Origin of the sequence: Anaerostipes hominis (ex Lee et al. 2021) (genome assembly GCF_002270485.1) — a bacterium.
GTDB lineage: Bacteria > Bacillota > Clostridia > Lachnospirales > Lachnospiraceae > Anaerostipes > Anaerostipes hominis.
Window position 1 is genome coordinate 43,038 of record NZ_NQOG01000016.1, and the last position, 17,499, is coordinate 60,536.

The following is a 17,499-nucleotide window of genomic DNA, read 5'->3' on the forward strand; positions in this document are numbered from 1 at the left end:
ATGAAAGGAACAATCTTTGACATCCGTAGATTTTCAACCCATGACGGGGACGGTATCCGGACGACGGTCTTTTTCAAAGGCTGTCCCCTGTCCTGTGTGTGGTGTCAGAACCCGGAGGGGATTTCATTAAGGCGGCGTCCGCTATATTTTGAGAACCGGTGCATACACTGTAAAATGTGTGCGGCAAAAAGCGTGAACGGCGGAATGAAATGCAGGGGAGATACGATGCTCATGAATATTGACGCGTCGGAAGACTGGGAATATCTTGCAGAATTGTGCCCGTCAGGTGCTATCGCCATGGATTCCAGGGAGTACAGCGTGAAAGAAGTGATGGAAGAGATCAGAAAAGACATGGTATTTTACAGGCATGGCGGCGGAGTCACTTTGTCAGGAGGAGAGCCGCTGCTTCAATGGGAGTTTGCACTGGAAATACTGGAGCAGTGCAAAAAAGAAGGAATTCATACTGCGATAGAGACTTCCCTGTATGCAGAACAGGAGGTACTTGGAAAACTTTTGCCGTATCTGGATCTGATCTTTGCAGATTTTAAAATAATGGATGGGGAAAGACACATAAAGTACGTGGGAGTACCAAATCCGAAGATCAAAGAAAATATAAGGTATCTGCTGGAATCGGAAAAGAAAGACCAGGTCATCATACGGACACCGATGATCCCGGGCCTTACCGCGTACAGAGATAATCTTACGAAAATTGCCGGATATATCAGCAGGATATATCCCGATGTTTCATATGAAATTCTAAACTATAACCCCCTGGCGGAAGCCAAGTATCATTTAATTGGCAAAGAGTTCTGTTTTGCCGAAAATCCAGAGATGTATTCCAAATCACAGATGAGAGAATTTGAGAGCTGGGCAAGACAGGGCGGTGTAAGCAATACGATCATGGAAATTTAAATAAAGGAGAACAAGATGAAATTTATTATTGATGATGCAGATGTGGAAGCTATTAAAAACTTATATGAGTATTTTCCTGTGGAAGGGGTAACTACCAACCCGTCCATCTTAGCCAAGAGCAAACGGCCTCCATATGAGGTGCTTGGTGAAATTCGTGAATTTATCGGAAAAGATGCGGACCTTCACGTGCAGGTTGTCTCAAAGAGTGCCGAAGATATGGTCACAGAAGCAAAAGAAATGCAAAAACGACTTGGAGAGAATACATATATTAAAGTCCCCACTACAAGGGAAGGATTAAAGGCAATGAAACTTCTGTCTGCCAAAGGGGTAAAGATAACGGCCACGGCCATTTATACTCCGATGCAGGCATTTTTAGCGGCAAAGGCGGGCGCCGCTTATGCAGCGCCATATGTAAACCGTATCGATAATCTGGGGGCCGATGGAATTGAGACGGTGAAGAAGATTCACGATATTTTTCAGAACAATGGGCTTAAAACAGAAGTGCTGGCTGCCAGTTTCAAGAATTCGCAGCAGGTATTGGAACTCTGTGCCTATGGGATCGGTGCTGCAACCATCGCGCCGGATGTCATAGAGGGACTGATCAAAAATGACGCTGTAACCGCCGCAGTAGGCGCATTCACAAAAGACTTTGAAGGACTGTGCGGCGAAGGAAAGACCATGAAGGATTGTTGTTAAAGCAGTATAGAAAAAACAGGGGCCGATTGAGAGCTTTTTCAGTGATTAATAAAAGCGCATGACAAGAGCATGCGCTTTTGTTAATAAATTTATTTTAAGTATTTTTTCAGAATGCCGGTTAATTCTTTTACGTCAACAGGCTTTTTTGCGACCTCCCAGTTAAGTTCGTTATCTTCAGCAAGCAGGATACGATGGCCGTTCATATCAGGAAGCTTCCAGTCTATAAGCTATGGGGTGTCCCCAACACCATCTTCTAAAAATATAATGAATGCTCTGAATGCAGCAATAGAGATTACATCTGACTGTCCATGTCGTAGAACATTTCATTCAGACCAGGGCTGGGGCTATTAAATGAAAGCATATGTTCGTACATTGCAGGAACATCGGATTTTTCAGAGTATGTCCCGAAAAGGAAACTGCCATGATAATTCTGTTATGGAAAACTTTTAACGAATAAAAGAGAAGCTAGGATGGCTGAGTCCGGTTGAATACAGACTCAGTCTCTTGGCGGCATAAAAGAAAAATGCGAAGTGGATTTTCCACTTCGCAATAAAGTCTGACTTTTAGGTGTCACCTATTACACTGTGATAACTCCCATTCCCTGGAATATGGAGAACAGGAGAATGGCTATGATACAGATCGGTGCAAAAAATCTAATCATTGGAATATATAAATTTTTTCGTTTGAAATCTCCTGAACTTTCCACTTCATCAATGATTTCTTTTGGTTTGATAACATAAGCGGCAAATATGCAGGTGCAGAATGCTGCAATCGGCATCAAGACGCTGTTGCTCAGGAAGTCGAAGAAATCCAGAAAACTTAAGCCAAGAAGCTTAATATGACCCCATATACCAAATCCCAGAGATGACGGCACTGCCATGATCATTGCAATGACAAACATGGTAATGCAGGCTCTGATGCGGGATAAATGAAACTTATCCATTACGATGGAGACCAGCGTTTCCAAAAGAGAAATCGCAGAAGTCAGCGCCGCGAAGAAAACTAAAATGAAGAAAACAGCTCCGATGACAGTTCCCAGAGCCATGCTGTTAAATACCTTCGGAAGCATTTTAAACATCAGGGATGGTCCGGATGCAAGCATATCCGCATTGCCTCCTGAAAATACAAAGACCGCAGGAACGATCATAAGCCCTGACAGGAATGCAACACCTGTATCAAAAATCTCTACCTGTGAAACAGACTTCTCAAGGTTAGACTTTTTCGGCATATAGGAACCAAATGTAATCATGATTCCCATAGCAAGGGACATGGAGTAGAACAGCTGTCCCAGAGCAGCAAGGAATGTGGTAGGTGTCAGATCCCTGAGATTTGGCTTGATGTAATACAATACACCTTCCATGGCACCCTTTCTGGTAATGCAGTATACGGAGATTCCGATCAACAATACAATTAAGACCGGCATCAGGATCGTACTGACTTTTTCAATACCGCCTTCAACCCCGAGAGCTACGACAATCAATACAAGTCCTGCAAAGATCAGGAGCCATACCATAGGGCTTACGGACTGGCTGATAAAGCCTTCAAAGAAAGTATCTCCAGCCGCCTGGCTGATATTTCCGCTTATTGAGACAAACAGATATTTTGTTACCCATCCTCCAATGACACAGTAATAAGGGAATATAATAAACGGTATGATACTGGTCAGATAACCGATAAACTTATACTTTTTATTAAAATAGGAAAATGCATGTATGGCACTTTTTCCGGTTCTCCGGCCAATGGCAATCTCGGTGATCATCAGAGTAAACCCAAAGGTTACTGCAAGTATCAGATAGATCAAAAGGAAGCTTCCTCCTCCGTATTTAGCTGCCAAGTATGGAAATCTCCATATGTTTCCTAATCCTACCGCTGATCCCGCAGTCGCAAGCACAAAGCCGATTCTGCTGGAAAAGCTGCCTCTTTCTTCATTCATAAATCTGTGAAATCCTCCTTTAGTTTATACTACGTCGACATCTTCACCTGCCAACACAGCATTCATATTTCGAACGGAACACATTTTTCCGCACATGGTACATGTATCTTCTCTTTCAGGTTTTGATTCAGCGCGGTACCTTCTTGCCTTTTCAGGGTCTAAAGCCAGATCAAACTGGGCCTCCCAGTCAAGCTTCTGCCTTGCCTTGGCCATCTGGTTGTCCCAATCGATTGCTCCTTTTATGCCTTTGGCGATATCCGCCGCATGGGCTGCAATCTTTGAAGCCATAATGCCTTCTTTTACATCGTCTACATTTGGAAGACGCAGATGCTCGGCCGGTGTAACATAACACAGGAAGCTTGCACCGGATGCCGCTGCAATGGCACCTCCGATCGCTGAAGTGATATGGTCATATCCAGGGGCGATATCGGTAACCAGCGGCCCTAACACATAAAAAGGCGCACCTTTGCATATAGTCTGCTGAATTTTCATATTTGCCTGTATCTGGTCCATTGGCATGTGTCCGGGTCCTTCGATCATTACCTGGACATCCTTTTTCCAGGCCCGGGCCGTCAATTCTCCCAAAGTTACCAGCTCCTCGATCTGAGAAATATCGCTGGCGTCTTTAATGCACCCCGGACGGCAGGCATCCCCGAGGCTTAGAGTAACGTCATATTCATTACAAATGTCCAAAATCTCATCATAGTATTCAAAGAACGGATTTTCACAGCCGGTAGCTTCCATCCAGGCAAAGATCAATGATCCGCCGCGGGAAACAATGTTCATCTGTCTCTTCATGGCCTTAAAACGGTCTGCAGTACTGCGGTTAATCCCGCAGTGAATGGTCATGAAGTCGACTCCGTCTTCCGCATGCATTTTAAATATGTCGATCCATTCTCTGGATGTGATATCCTTGAGAGCCTTGTTGTAGTATACGATGGCATCGTAAATCGGAACAGTGCCCAGAATGGCCGGGCATTCAGCCACAAGCTTTCTTCTGAAGGTCTGAGTGTCCCCGAAAGAAGAAAGATCCATGATCGCTTCAGCACCCATGGAGACAGCCTGGTTTACTTTCTTCATTTCCACATCCATATTCAGACAGTCTCTGGATGTTCCAAGGTTGACATTGATCTTTGTTTTCAGGGAATTGCCGATGCCGAACGGCTTTAAGCATTTATGATTTTTGTTGGCCGGTATGACGATTGTTCCGGCGGCAACTTCATTCATAAGCTTTTGAAGATCCATTCCTTCATAGGCAGCTACAGTTTCCATTTCCTTGGTTGCGATGCCGGCTCTGGCGGCATTCATCTGTGTTGTGTAAGTCATCTTACAACCTCCTCGTTTCAATCAGTCGGGAGGGAATCTAAAATGCAGTATTTAGTTTTCGGAACATTACTTTTTAATGTACATGCTTCCGTTACAATAAGCATCTAAATCCCTACGTTGGCATTACCCAAATCAGGTATGATGGTCGAAGGTTCATCCTTCCTCTCAGCCCGTAAAAGCTCCCATTTTAGTTTCAAAAACGACCTTAAAGGTCATCTTTCGTATTGTATCATTGTTTATTAGAAAGTGCAATGGTTTGAAAATTGCAATATCAGCCAAAAGAGACAATCAAGTGATAAAAACTCATACAATAAGTTTCCAGTTTTTGTGTTATAATAAAGGAAAGGAGAAGCATTTCCGCGGATTACGGGGAGTGCCCAAACGCAGTTAGGAGTGAGAGAAAATGGCAAGTTTAATATTAGAGGGCGGGACATTCCGGCCTATTTTCAGCGCAGGGGTGATGGATGCCCTGCTGGACTGCGACATTATGTTTCCGTATGTGATCGGAGTGTCAGCCGGCATCTGTGACGGCTTTTCTTACGTATCCAGACAGAGGGAGAGAAATCTTCAGATCCTTATGAATCACAGAAATGATCCCAGGTATGTAGGAAGACAGAATCTTATCAAAGAAAGAAGCCTGTTCGGGCTGAATTTTGTTTACAATGTGATCCCAAATAAATTATATCCGTTTGACTGGGACACCTTTTACAAATATGACGGAAAAATCCTAGTGGGAGTTACCAATGCCCTGACCGGGGAAATCGAGTACAAAGACGGAAAAGACTTGGATGAGGAGTGCATGATGCTGAGGGCAACCTGCGCACTGCCGCTTATTTTCCCGGCGATCAATCTGGACGGTGTTCCTTATTTCGACGGAGGAATCGCAGATCCGATCCCGGTTCGCAAAGCGATACGGGACGGCAATGACAAGCATTTGATCGTACTCACAAGACCAAAGGGATATAAAAAGGAGCTCAGCAAAAGCCATAAGGTTACATCAAGGCTGCTGAAAAGAAAGTATCCGAAGCTTCCGGACCTGCTTTTGAACCGTCATGTGGAGTACAACCGCACCGTCCGGTACTGCGAGAGACTGGAGAGAGAAGGAAAGGCTGTGATTCTCAGGCCGGATCATCCCATTGACAGTTTTGAAAAGGATATCGATGTGCTCAGGGAGACTTATCAGATGGGATACGATATGGCAATAGAAAGAATAGAAGAAATCAAAAAACTGTGATACAATAAATTAGAAGAAGAGGTGGTCAGGATGGCAAGAATTTTGTATTCAGAGCGGCCGTATGTAGAAGAACTATCTACCAATAAGACAAGAAATTTAATAGTAATCTGTGAACGCCTCTTTCTGCCGGTGCAGGCAGATGCAGCCAAGCTTGAACTGGCCGGGGAGATCGCCGGCAGACTCATCGATGAGCCCCAGGTTCTTCTCTGGATGCTTCAGTTGGAGGCAATTGAACTTTTGTTTGAACTTTGGGAACAGAAGGATGGGCAGTTTGCACTGGAGCCCAATTTTAATGATCTTCAGCAGCTCCGGTATCTGGGCTTCATTCATGTGGAAGAGGACCAGGTGGCTGTTAATATAGAGGCAAAGGATCTGTTTTATTTTATTTTAAAGAGCCACAAGTCCGGGAAGATCATGGAAAGGCATACAAGATGGGAGCAGGTTATTTTCGGGATGCTGTTTACTTACGGTATTCTCGATGTATATTACTGCTATGATATTTTTGTGCAGGTGACAGGGGAGGAGATATCTTATGACGAGATGGAAAGGTTTCTCCTGATCCGGATCGTATTTTGGCGAAGCGGCATCCTGCTGCGCAATGAGAAAACAAAGCGCCTGTTTATGGTGAGCCGTGAGGTCCTTGACCGGAACGAAGTGTTTGACGAGTGGAACGAGTATCAGGATCTTAATTTCAAGGAATATACGGAAGATGAGTATGTGGCGCTTGCCATGGGCAACGGCGTGACCGGATGGCCGGGAGTCTCCGAGATGTTTACTTATATTCTGGAGGAGATCGAGGACGACCGCTACAAGGCTATGGTCATTATGAAGTCCATTATTTTGATGATTCAGAACGGTGCCAGTTATCTGGATACGGTTGTAAAAGTATCCAGACTCCTGGATGCCGAAGAAGAGGACGAAAAGATTTTTTTCGATTGTTTGAAAACTGTTTTTTATCATACGCCCATTTATGGGAAAAAAGGCCATACGCTCTCGGATATGGCGAAGAAACAGGACGACGTGCCGTTTCAGGTGATCAACGGCGGCAAAAAGATATAGGAGGTATCAATGAAGCAGTCAAATGTGCTTGTAGTAGATGATGAAAAGGAAATCGCTGATTTCATAGAGCTCTATCTGAAAAATGAAAATTATGAGGTGTTCAAGTACTACAGCGGTGCCGGGGCACTGGAATGTGTGAAACAAGAGCAGATTGATCTGGCAATTCTGGATGTGATGCTCCCGGACATCGATGGTTTTGAAATATTAAAAGAAATACGGAAAGACCATAACTTTCCGGTTATTATGCTGACCGCAAAGACAGCATCTATGGATAAGATCAACGGACTGACCCTGGGAGCGGATGACTATATTGAAAAACCGTTTGAACCGCTGGAGCTGATGGCCAGAGTAAAGGCTCAGCTGCGCCGGTTTATCCGCTATAATGACGGCAGCGGACAGAGCAGCGAAGATACTCTGGAGATTGCCGGACTGGTGCTGAACAGGAATACACACCAATGTCTGTACGGGGAAGAGGAAGTGACACTGACGCCTCTGGAGTTTTCGATTCTCTGGATACTCACTAAGAATAAGGGCAAGGTGATCAGTTCAGAAAATCTTTTTGAGCAGGTATGGAAAGAAAAGTATTTCAAGAACAACAACAATACAGTTATGGTCCACATCCGCCATCTGAGAGAAAAGCTCGGAGAGGTGATGGGACATAAGGAGCTGATCAAGACTGTCTGGGGAGTGGGATATAAAGTTGAGGAGTAAATGGAACAAATACCGGAGCTTAAAGATCAGGATCATGCTCCAGACTCTGGGCATCAGCCTTCTGGTAGGCATCTTTGGTTATCTGTTTATTTTTGTCTTTGTGGATGGAGTGCTTCAGGCGCCGTTTGCAGACAGTATGGTGCACTTTTTTGAGAAGTTCGGATTCGACAATGAGAGTGCTATTCATCTGTACCGTGCGATCTTCTGGGACAATAAGACCATGATTATTTCTACGGGGTTTATCTTTCTGTTTCTCTGCAGTTTTTATCTGGGTATGTCCAGGTTTACAACCTATTTAAGGCAGATTGAATCCGGAATCGATATGATTCTGACAGACTCCAGCGATCTGATCGAGCTGGAGCCGGAACTGCAGCCTATGGAAAACCGTCTCAATGAGATCAAGGCCAATCTGAAGGAACAGCGCAGGCAGACCCAGGAGAGCGAGCAGCGCAAAAACGATCTGGTGGTCTATCTGGCCCATGACCTGAAGACACCTCTGACATCGGTGATTGCATATCTGAGTCTTTTAAGCGAGGCACCGGATATGCCTTTGGAACAGAGGGCAAAATATACACATATTTCTCTGGAGAAAGCCAAACGTCTGGGGGATCTGATCAACGAATTTTTTGAGATTACAAGATATAATCTTCAGAATATTACTCTGGAAAAGAAGACATTCTATCTGTATGTTTTGTTAGAACAGGTACTGGATTCTTTTGAACCGGTCTTTCAAGAACGCGGACTGATCTGCCGCACGGAGATCGAAGACTCAATCCTGATCCACGGGGACCCGGACAAACTGGCCCGTGTCTTTGAAAACCTTTTAAGAAACGGAGTTTCCTACTGTTACCCGAATTCAGCCATCGAGGTCAGCGCGTCGGGAGAAGATAAAGAGGCTGTGATCAGGATCAGGAACCAGGGAAAAGAGATACCGAAGCATAAACTTGAGAATTTATTTGAGAAGTTTTACCGTCTGGATGAAGCGCGGTCTACGGAGACCGGCGGAGCGGGCCTTGGTCTTGCGATTGCCAGAGATATCGTAGAGCTTCATCAGGGAACGATCACTGCGAACAGTAATAAGGATTTCACGGAGTTTATTGTCAGACTTCCAATGGAACAGAAGGAGGAGCCATGAAAAGTACTTATGTAATCGGGCACAGGAATCCGGATACGGACTCCATCTGCTCTGCGATCGCCTACGCGAATCTGAAAAATCAGGTGAACGGAGGGGGATTTGAAGCCCGCAGGGCCGGCAACGTCAATGGAGAGACGAGTTTTGTATTAAAGCAGTTTCAAGTGAAGGCCCCGGAGTTTTTGAGCGATATCAGGCCCCGGATGAGCGATATCACGCTGCATGAAGTGGAAGGTGTCAGGCAGGATATCTCGATCAAAGAGGCAGGGGATCGGATGAAGAAGCTGAAACTGGTGGCTCTTCCGGTCCTGGAAAATAACCGTCTGAAAGGCATGGCAACGATCAGTGATATCGCCCATGCGGACATGGATGTTTATGACAGTGAGATTTTGGCCAAGGCAAAGACTCCATATCAAAATCTGGTCAAAACTCTGGATGGTGTGATGATGGCAGGCAATATTTTAGATGTTATTGATCACGGAAAGGTAACAGTATCTGCTGCCAGCATCGACAAGATGGAACAGTTTGTGACAGAGGGGGACTTGGTGATCCTTGCGGACAGAGATGATGCCCAAAAGCGTGCTATTGAGATCGGCGCCCAGTGTATTATCGTATGTATGGGCAGCAAAGTGAGCAGGGAGATTCAGGAGATGGCAGAGTCAAAAGGATGCCGGATCCTAGTGACGCCCTACGACACTTTTACAGCCGGCAGGCTGGTCTGCCAGTCCATGCCGATTTCCTATGTGATGACCAGAGAAAATATCATCACCTTTTCTTCCAATGACTATGTGGATGATGTGAAAGCACTGATGGCCAAAAAGAGATTCCGTTATTTTCCGGTCCTTGACCCAAAGGGAGAGTTTATTGGTCTGGCATCGAGACGGCGTATGCTGGGATTTGAAAAGAGAAAAATGATCCTTGTAGACCACAATGAACTGTCACAGGCCGTGGAGGGACTGGAAGAGTGTGAGATTCTGGAGATTATTGACCATCACCGTCTGGGCTCTATGGAGACGATGTCGCCTGTCTATTTCAGGAACCAGCCGGTAGGATGTACGGCAACGATCGTGACACAGATGTATGAAGAACATGGTGTGGAGATCACGAAGCCGATGGCAGGTCTGCTCTGTTCCGCGATCCTTTCCGATACGCTCATGTTCCGGTCACCGACCTGTACCCCGGCGGATGAGGCTGCTGCCGGAAAGCTGGCAGAGATTGCAGGGATAGAGATAGAAGAATATGCCAAGCAGATGTTCCGTGCAGGAAGTGACTTGAAAGGCAAAGCTGCCGATGAGATCTTTTATCAGGATTATAAGAAGTTTTCCTCAGGAGATGTCTCCTTCGGAGTGGGACAGATCACGTCTTTGGATCAGGGTGAGTTAGAGGAGATCAAAGATAAGATCATACCGTATGCCGAGACAGTCAGAAATGAACAGGGATTGGATATGATCTATTTTATGCTGACCAATATTCTGGAAGAGACGACTTATCTTATTATGATCGGAGATAAGAGCAGCGGCATCATTTCACAGGGCTTTGGAGCCGAGACAGACGGATGTGTCGCAAAGCTTCCGGGCGTGATGTCCAGAAAGAAACAGTTAATCCCGAATATACTGAATATTATACAGCAGTAATCTGGCAGTCATGCCCCAGATCACGCGCTCTTTGAAGCGGTAAAAACAAACCTCATATTTCCCTTTTGCCCACGGATAATTTTCTCCGTTTGGAATATCGGCAAAAGGGAAATTTTTTTGCGGTTTAGTCATGAGAATGCTGCTGTAATATTCCGGTTCGTTTTCAAGAAAGAAATCAAGAGGGACGGTAAAGACAGAATCCACCTCATCTCTGGAAAACTGTCCGTGATAGTCATGCAGCTCTGCCAGGAACGGTTCAATCCTCGTCTGATACGGGGTTACGAGATAATCTAAGGCCCCGAAGACTTCAATATGTTCCCTTTGTATAAATAATTCTTCTGTCGTCTCCCGGACAGCCGCCTCATAGGTCGTTTCTCCCGGCTCCACTTTTCCACCGGGGAAACAGACTTCGCCCGGCTGTTTATTTAAATGTCTGGCACGTACCTCAAATAAAACGTGGTACCCATCCTCCTTTTTTATCAGGGGAATGAGTACCGCAAATGACGTTTCCTTTTCTTTACCGATTCGTTTTGGGATATGATGTCTTAAAGATTCAAACATGGGGTTCTCCTAAAATCTGAAATCACGCTTTCCTTCATGGATATTTTCAATATATTCTTTTGCTTTTTGCTTTACCACCGGATTTGTAATCGTCTCCAGCGCTTTTTGGATCACTTTTTCTCCTTTTTGTTTTGTATCCTCAGAGGCGTAGTCTTCCAGATACTCTTTGAGGGTCATCATGGCGTTTGGACCGCAGCAGTTGGCGATCTGGCCTGACTTTACAAGGGACATGAAGCGGTCGCCGGTCCTTCCCTCCCGGTAGCAGGCAGTACAGAAGCTTGGGATATGGCCCAGGTCAAGAAGCCAGTTTACCACCTCGTCTAAAGTACGGTCGTCACTCCGCTCAAACTGGGCAGAATTGTCTTCAGGTTTTTCTGGTTCTGCGTATCCGCCCACGCTGGTGGAAGATGCACCGCTGATCTGGGATACACCGACCCTGAGCACTCGTTCCCTGGACTCTTTTGTCTCTCTGGTGGAGACAATAATGCCGGTGTACGGCACTGCCACACGGAGGATGGCAACGATCTTTTCAAAAATATCATCGTTGATTCCGTTTTCAAACTCATCTGGGTCCACATCCTCTGCCGGACGGATTCTGGGAACACTGATCGTATGAGGACCCACGCCGAACCTGGCTTCCAGGTGCTCCGCATGCATCAGAAGTCCTGCAAAGTCATAGCGGTACATATTCAGGCCGAACAGGACACCGATCCCTACGTCGTCAATCCCGGCTTCCATGGCACGGTCCATAGCTTCTGTGTGATAAGCGTAATTATGTTTCGGGCCGGTAGGATGCAGAACTTCATAGTTGTCTTTATGATATGTCTCCTGGAATAAAATATACGTTCCGATTCCTGCATCCCGCAGCTTCTTATAATTTTCTACCGTTGTTGCGGCGATGTTTACATTGACGCGGCGGATCGCTCCGTTTTTATGTTTTATTCCATATATGGTTTTGATACTTTCTAATACATACTCGATCGGAATATTGACCGGATCTTCTCCGGTTTCCAGTGCAAGACGTTTGTGTCCCATGTCCTGAAGTGCGATGACTTCTTTTTTGATTTCCTCCTGGGACAGTTTTTTCCTGCGGATATGTTTGTTTTTATAGTGGTATGGACAGTAAACACAGCCGTTGACACAATAATTTGCGAGGTAGAGAGGCGCAAACATAACAATCCGGTTGCCATAAAACTCTTCCTTGATCTTGATGGCCAGGTCAAAGACTTTCTGCATCAGCTCTTTATCTTCACATGCCAGCAGGACAGATGCCTCTCTATGGCTTAAACCTTTCAGCTTTTTTGCTTTTTCAATAATTGACAGGATCAGTTCCCGGTTATCCTTATTGGCATCTGCGTAGGCAAGGGTATCCTTGATTTCCTGATCGCTGATGAATTCTTCTGCAACTTTTGAATTTGGCTGGTACATAATTTTTCTCCTTTATTTTGTTTTTGCAAACATTGATTTGACGCTGATTCCATCGATCATTCCCAGTTTGCCGGAAAGAGTGCTGATTGCATTTTCCGGCGCATCCAAAACGATGGATATGATGTTGATGTCCTTTTCCCGGTAGGGAATGCCCATTCTGCCCACGATAAAATCCCGGTATTCATGCAGCAGCTGATTGGTGGGAGTTATGCCTTTTTCTTCCTCGATGATAATACCGATCAGCGCGATCCGTGTTTCCTTCATATGATTATGAACCTCCTTAAAATAAAAAGGCATATCCCATAGGAATATGCCTGATCATCGCAGTATAAGAACAGAGTTTCACCTGAGAAACTCTGTGGTTGGCTTATAAAGGATCAATCTTGGCATCGGGCAGTACCCTGGCTTCAGAAAGATGTTTTTCACTGCTTTTATAGTAGCCCAAAACAGGGCAGAAGTCAATCGGCCTTTCCCGTCTCATTAATATGGATAAGACGGGAGCCAAATAAAATTTTTCTAATTTTCTTGTTTCACCAGAGGAAGTGTTATGGTAAAGGCTGTATATCTGCCCTTTTCTGACATGGCCTTTATGGTGCCGCCATATTCCTCCAAAGAGATCCGAACAAAATATAGGCCCAGGCCCCTGGTGTGATATGAGGCATGTCTTCGGGAGAGATTCCTTCTCCAGTATCAGTAAAAGTGATGACCGCTTCCTTATCAGAGTACTCAGCGGTTATGGTCAGGGAACCTTCCGGCAGATGTAAATAGTAATAGATACCGCCAGCGTCTGTGTACGGTTTTGTCTCTGTGTAGACATAGGACAGAAATTCATTGCAGTCCATGAGACAGGGCGGCTCATGGATCCCGCCCTCACGTATAAAATCAATATAGGTCTTGATGGCCGACACAGGAGCTTTTAAGTCATGGGCGGCGATGGAAAGAAATTCTTTGCGTTCCTCCAGCATCTTTGACAGGCGGGCTGTCTTTGCCTCCACTTCCTCCTGAAGCTGCTGGGTGAGCTGCTGGTTTTTGACGATCAGCCCCCCGGTTATAACGGATGATCAGAACCATAAAGAACAGAACCATGAGAAAACCGCTGTACTCATCTTGCCATCCGAAGCAGAGTGGCTCGTACGCTCCCCCGGTCCATAAGTCAGTAAAAAGGCCAAACCCAAAGACTGCGTTTCCGGCGAGCAGCCATACAGAGGACTTTTCCTTTACAGCCCCCAGGAAGGCCAGAAGGATTAAATAGAGGCTGACCATCAGTTTGGAAGTATATACAATGGTTCCATATACATTGACCACACTTGGAAACCCAGGGAACAGTGCATAGGTAAAAATAACCGGGGACACAGCCATAAGGGCAGTAAACGTATAAACAGACATATGAAGCTTAATCGGCAGAATCCCGCTGCACAGCCGGATTGTCAGCAAAACCATACAAGACAGCATTGCAAAATATGACACATCTTCAATGAGATAGGAGATGCCGCCCAGATCCCATCCGGGCCAGTGGATGAATGGGTAGCTGACGTGAACAGAAAAAAACAGGCAGACCAGGCTGTATGCCACAAAGACTGGGTCCGGCCTTTTTCGCATTCAGACACCCAAATAACAGCGGCTCCCAGCGGGAAAAAGCACAAAAGAGCATAAAAAATCAGCTTTTGGGCCAGGGCATTTGTGACCATACCGTTTGTACCAAGTATAAGAGGATAGGTAAGCCCGCTGTAATAATGGGTATCATTGGCTGTCTGGATGACCAATTCCACACTTCCTGAGGGGAGAGAGACCAGTGTATTTTGTATATGTCTGGAGACGGGTTTCGTGTCCGGGGTGCCCATCTGGCGGACCAGCTTTTGGTTGACATAGATTCGGCAGGAAGATCTTAATAGTACTGGAGGTGTTGTCGCTGAAGGTGTCCTAGGACAACCTGATTTATCAATTCCTAGATTTGATTCAAATAATTCTGGCGATGAGATTAAAGATATCAGCAATAGCTTAGAAGGTTATGCGTTAAAAACAGTAACTGCAAAGAATGCTGAAGATATGGCGCGAAAGCAAGCAACCGTGATTGTCACAGGAAATAAAGCAAAAAGAGGCGGCGGTATTGGTGCTAATGGCAGTGTCGTCATAGGTACAGAAGACAATGGGTATAACCTGTCTGTTAAAAAGAAGTGGAATACGGTATCCGGAACTGTTCCCAAATCTATTGCAGTAGATTTAATAAAAATAGATGAAAATGATAATAAGACAATATTAGAAACAGTGAAACTAAGCGCAGAGAATCATTGGGAATATACTTTTAAAGATTTGTCAACCCAATATACTTACGTTGTTAAAGAACACAAGCTGCTGTTACAAAGTCTGTAACGAAGATATGGGATGACAAGGAAGACCAGGACGGTATTCGTCCCAGCGAGATTTTTGTTCAGCTCTATGCGGGTGACAAAATAGCCGGAGAAGCAGTGAAATTAAACTCGGATAACAATTGATGTTATACATGGACAGATCTTGCGAAATTTGAAGACGGCAAAGAGCTAGATTATTCCATTAAGGAAACTGAGATTCCAGATGGCTACACAGGAAAAGTAGAAATTGATAAGGATGGGCACTTCATCTTAACAAATACCCATCAGGTTAAATCAATAGAGCCAACAGAAGCAAGCGAGCCAGAAGAACCAAGGAAACCAAAAAAAGCAAGTCAGCCAGATAAACTCAAGTACGTATCAAAGAATCCACAAACCAGTGACTCTGGTCAGTTCTTAGGATACATATTCCTATGCGGCGTGACAGCCAGTATTTTATTCGTTTCGTTTAGAAAGAAAAAGTGAAAACACTAAAAAAGAAGCGGAAAATATGATATACTGGTAAAAGAATCACAGATATATGAATACCTGTGATTTTAAACAAAACAGGAGGAATTAAGATGAGTGGTAGAACCAATGTGGAATTGGAAGGTATTACGTTGCTGGGAAATCAGCAGACAAAATATCCGGATGATTATGCGCCGGAAGTGCTGGAGACTTTTCCGAATAAGCATCCTGACAATGATTATTTTGTAAAGTTTAATGCGCCGGAATTTACAAGTCTGTGTCCTATGACTGGTCAACCGGATTTTGCGACCGTTTATATTTCCTATGTCCCGGGGGAAAGGATGGTGGAAAGCAAATCCCTCAAGTTATATCTGTACAGTTTCAGGAATCACGGCGATTTCCACGAGGACTGTATGAATATTATCATGAAGGATCTGATCAAACTGATGGACCCGAAATATATTGAAGTATGGGGAAAATTTACGCCGAGAGGCGGGATTTCGATTGACCCGTACTGCAACTATGGGAAGAAGGGAACGCCGTGGGAGCAGATTGCTTTTGACAGACTGGCTCACCATGACATGTACCCTGAAAAGGTGGATAACCGGTAGTATTTCAGATAATAAATTAATTTGGGAGCTATTAACTGCTGTGTTCTTTGCAGTTGGGGGACTTGTGAGATACACAGTAACAAAGACATGATAAAAAGGAGAGAACGTTATGAGAAGAGCATTAAAAGCCGTTGTGTGCTTAGGGCTGTCCCTTTCGTTGGGATTCAGCACTGTGGCATTTGGAGCGGAGAAGAAGGAAGAAAACAATAAATTTATCGTACAGGCTGAGAAGAGAGCCAAGGAAACAGTAAAAGAAGCTAAGACTGTCAGCAGGCAAGCAAGGCAAAGTTATTCTACTTCTGGAACAGCAAAAATTTGTTATACAGAAAATGATGTTAAAAATGCTAATGGTTATGTAACAAATATGACAGCAGGAAGTCCTAAAACATTTAAGATTACAATGCCTGTTAATGGAGAGTTTATTCTTGCGGTAGCTTTTTCGGCAGATGGAGGTAAAACTTTTCTTGACGGTGATGCGGTGCTCAAAGATGCAAATGGGTCAAATCGTTGGGTTTATAATGGGATGTTAAACGTCTATGGTCTAAAGAAAGGCACATATTCCCTTGAGTTAAAGACAAATACTAATTGTGAAGCTGCAATTATTCCTGTCTGCCTGACAAGTGATCCAACCTCTCTGACAGGAAGCTACCGTCATTTTGTTGGAAATGGTGGAAATGTATATAAGACATTTTCTGTATCTAAGAGAAGCCAGGTATGGGTAGACTCTTATAATGCTTACAGCTATCTCCAGAAGAAATCAGGAAGTAAGTGGTCTACAGTTTCAGACAAGAAATATTCAAGTACCAGCAGCGTGAGAAAGTACTATGCTTTAAGCAAGGGTAGTTATCGGGTGGTTTTCCCGGGAACATCAATTTACAGTGAATATGCAGCCAGATATGGAAAGAAAGCTTATACAGGAAAATACGCCACAAAGAAATCCAAATCCAAATCTATCAGCCGTAAAAAATCCAAGACAAATGTGCTGACTGCTTCAGATGCTAAGAAGAAGACCCATTGGTACAAGTTTAAAGTTAGCAAACGACGTTCTACACAGTTTAAGGTTACTACATATAACAGTTCAGGAAGTGTGACTGCAACGCTGTACAAGGGAAAGAAGAAGCTGAGCTCACGTACGGCCTACAGCCCAAGTTATATTACTTTCAAAGGAAAATTATCAAAAGACACCTATTATGTAAAGGTAACCAAAAATACAAAGAATACAAGCGGAAAATACATAGTCAAATATGTAAAATAAAAAGCTTTGCAGCAGAGCCGACAGACTCTGCTGCAGCTGGCTTTTGCTTTAAAACATTTTCTAAGATATAGTCCAGCGGTGATATGTCAAGTATAAATTGAAACTTTTTTGCAGACTTTTTCATATCATATGCTGAAAAAAGGGTAACTTTAACAAGCCCTGCGATATCTGCTTTTGGAAGCAGGGCATTCATC

General features: G+C 44.4%; 19 protein-coding genes, 2 pseudogenes and 1 riboswitch. Of the genes and pseudogenes, 12 read left to right on the plus strand and 9 right to left on the minus strand.

The window, feature by feature from the left end; translation table 11 throughout:
* From CI597_RS13125 to CI597_RS19760, 3 genes and pseudogenes are all read left to right on the plus strand, one after another.
* Positions 1 to 912 carry a glycyl-radical enzyme activating protein gene (locus CI597_RS13125; RefSeq protein ID WP_024726477.1) on the plus strand — a complete coding sequence of 304 codons (912 nt, stop codon included), beginning with the start codon at positions 1 to 3 and terminating at the stop codon, positions 910 to 912.
* A 15-nt stretch (positions 913 to 927) separates the two neighbouring features.
* Positions 928 to 1,608 (plus strand): transaldolase family protein, encoded by a 681-nt coding sequence (locus CI597_RS13130; protein ID WP_024726478.1) that lies wholly within the window; start codon positions 928 to 930, stop codon positions 1,606 to 1,608.
* A gap of 321 nt (positions 1,609 to 1,929) precedes the next feature.
* Positions 1,930 to 2,055 (plus strand): annotated as a pseudogene (locus CI597_RS19760) (IS3 family transposase); the annotation flags it as partial.
* Positions 2,056 to 2,185: 130 nt separating this feature from the next.
* Here CI597_RS19760 and CI597_RS13140 read toward each other — a convergent pair.
* Together CI597_RS13140 and thiC are read right to left on the minus strand one after the other, a co-directional pair.
* Positions 2,186 to 3,541, minus strand: coding sequence for a sodium-dependent transporter (locus CI597_RS13140; RefSeq protein WP_024726479.1), 1,356 nt, complete (start codon positions 3,539 to 3,541; stop codon positions 2,186 to 2,188).
* A gap of 24 nt (positions 3,542 to 3,565) precedes the next feature.
* Positions 3,566 to 4,867: a phosphomethylpyrimidine synthase ThiC gene (gene thiC / locus CI597_RS13145; protein ID WP_024726480.1), complete on the minus strand. Its 1,302-nt coding sequence runs from the start codon at positions 4,865 to 4,867 to the stop codon at positions 3,566 to 3,568.
* 92 nt (positions 4,868 to 4,959) lie between these two features.
* A riboswitch (TPP riboswitch) is annotated at positions 4,960 to 5,063 on the minus strand.
* Between the two features lie 207 nt (positions 5,064 to 5,270).
* Here thiC and CI597_RS13150 point away from each other — a divergent pair.
* From CI597_RS13150 to CI597_RS13170, 5 genes are read left to right on the plus strand one after another with little or no spacing between them, the layout of a single operon-like run.
* Positions 5,271 to 6,101 carry a patatin-like phospholipase family protein gene (locus CI597_RS13150; protein WP_024726481.1) on the plus strand — a complete coding sequence of 277 codons (831 nt, stop codon included), beginning with the start codon at positions 5,271 to 5,273 and terminating at the stop codon, positions 6,099 to 6,101.
* 30 nt (positions 6,102 to 6,131) lie between these two features.
* Positions 6,132 to 7,160, plus strand: coding sequence for a hypothetical protein (locus CI597_RS13155; RefSeq protein WP_024726482.1), 1,029 nt, complete (start codon positions 6,132 to 6,134; stop codon positions 7,158 to 7,160).
* Positions 7,161 to 7,169: 9 nt separating this feature from the next.
* The gene (gene vanR / locus CI597_RS13160; RefSeq protein WP_006566160.1) at positions 7,170 to 7,871 is read left to right on the plus strand and encodes a VanR-ABDEGLN family response regulator transcription factor; all 702 of its coding nucleotides are present in this window, start codon (positions 7,170 to 7,172) and stop codon (positions 7,869 to 7,871) included.
* On the plus strand, positions 7,861 to 9,006 hold the full coding sequence (locus CI597_RS13165) for a sensor histidine kinase (protein ID WP_009290981.1): 1,146 nt from the start codon (positions 7,861 to 7,863) through the stop codon (positions 9,004 to 9,006). The genes vanR and CI597_RS13165 overlap by 11 nt, the downstream gene beginning before the upstream one ends.
* The gene (locus CI597_RS13170) at positions 9,003 to 10,637 is read left to right on the plus strand and encodes a putative manganese-dependent inorganic diphosphatase (protein ID WP_009290982.1); all 1,635 of its coding nucleotides are present in this window, start codon (positions 9,003 to 9,005) and stop codon (positions 10,635 to 10,637) included. The genes CI597_RS13165 and CI597_RS13170 overlap by 4 nt, the downstream gene beginning before the upstream one ends.
* Here the strand turns inward: CI597_RS13170 and CI597_RS13175 are convergent.
* The 6 genes from CI597_RS13175 to CI597_RS18680 all read right to left on the minus strand — a co-directional run bounded on the left by CI597_RS13175 (position 10,602) and on the right by CI597_RS18680 (position 14,225).
* The gene (locus tag CI597_RS13175; protein ID WP_024726483.1) at positions 10,602 to 11,198 is read right to left on the minus strand and encodes an NUDIX hydrolase; all 597 of its coding nucleotides are present in this window, start codon (positions 11,196 to 11,198) and stop codon (positions 10,602 to 10,604) included. The two genes, CI597_RS13170 and CI597_RS13175, sit on opposite strands and share 36 nt — an antisense overlap.
* Positions 11,199 to 11,207: 9 nt before the next feature.
* Positions 11,208 to 12,626 (minus strand): [FeFe] hydrogenase H-cluster radical SAM maturase HydG, encoded by a 1,419-nt coding sequence (hydG, locus tag CI597_RS13180; RefSeq protein WP_024726484.1) that lies wholly within the window; start codon positions 12,624 to 12,626, stop codon positions 11,208 to 11,210.
* A gap of 12 nt (positions 12,627 to 12,638) precedes the next feature.
* Positions 12,639 to 12,890, minus strand: a complete 252-nt coding sequence (locus tag CI597_RS13185) for a TM1266 family iron-only hydrogenase system putative regulator (RefSeq protein WP_024726485.1) — start codon at positions 12,888 to 12,890, stop codon at positions 12,639 to 12,641.
* Positions 12,891 to 13,142: 252 nt separating this feature from the next.
* Positions 13,143 to 13,238, minus strand: a complete 96-nt coding sequence (locus tag CI597_RS19520) for an ATP-binding protein (RefSeq protein ID WP_235824630.1) — start codon at positions 13,236 to 13,238, stop codon at positions 13,143 to 13,145.
* Positions 13,214 to 13,621: a hypothetical protein gene (locus tag CI597_RS18675; protein WP_235824631.1), complete on the minus strand. Its 408-nt coding sequence runs from the start codon at positions 13,619 to 13,621 to the stop codon at positions 13,214 to 13,216. Before CI597_RS18675 ends, CI597_RS19520 begins: the two co-directional genes overlap by 25 nt.
* Positions 13,548 to 14,225: a hypothetical protein gene (locus tag CI597_RS18680; protein ID WP_024726487.1), complete on the minus strand. Its 678-nt coding sequence runs from the start codon at positions 14,223 to 14,225 to the stop codon at positions 13,548 to 13,550. The genes CI597_RS18675 and CI597_RS18680 overlap by 74 nt, the downstream gene beginning before the upstream one ends.
* Before the next feature lie 447 nt (positions 14,226 to 14,672).
* Between CI597_RS18680 and CI597_RS13195 the strand changes: the two genes are divergently transcribed.
* The 4 genes and pseudogenes from CI597_RS13195 (at position 14,673) to CI597_RS13215 (ending at position 17,305) form a co-directional block, all read left to right on the plus strand.
* The gene (locus CI597_RS13195) at positions 14,673 to 14,996 is read left to right on the plus strand and encodes a Cna B-type domain-containing protein (RefSeq protein ID WP_024726488.1); all 324 of its coding nucleotides are present in this window, start codon (positions 14,673 to 14,675) and stop codon (positions 14,994 to 14,996) included.
* A gap of 50 nt (positions 14,997 to 15,046) precedes the next feature.
* Positions 15,047 to 15,457 (plus strand): annotated as a pseudogene (locus tag CI597_RS19765) (Cna B-type domain-containing protein).
* 95 nt (positions 15,458 to 15,552) lie between these two features.
* Positions 15,553 to 16,050, plus strand: a complete 498-nt coding sequence (gene queF, locus CI597_RS13210; RefSeq protein ID WP_024726489.1) for a preQ(1) synthase — start codon at positions 15,553 to 15,555, stop codon at positions 16,048 to 16,050.
* Between the two features lie 109 nt (positions 16,051 to 16,159).
* Entirely contained in the window at positions 16,160 to 17,305 is a 1,146-nt protein-coding gene (locus CI597_RS13215; RefSeq protein ID WP_024726490.1) for a hypothetical protein, read from the plus strand.
* Here the strand turns inward: CI597_RS13215 and CI597_RS17985 are convergent.
* Positions 17,289 to 17,499 (minus strand): hypothetical protein (locus CI597_RS17985; protein WP_095142959.1); only part of this gene is annotated, 211 nt, incomplete at its 5' end. The two genes, CI597_RS13215 and CI597_RS17985, sit on opposite strands and share 17 nt — an antisense overlap.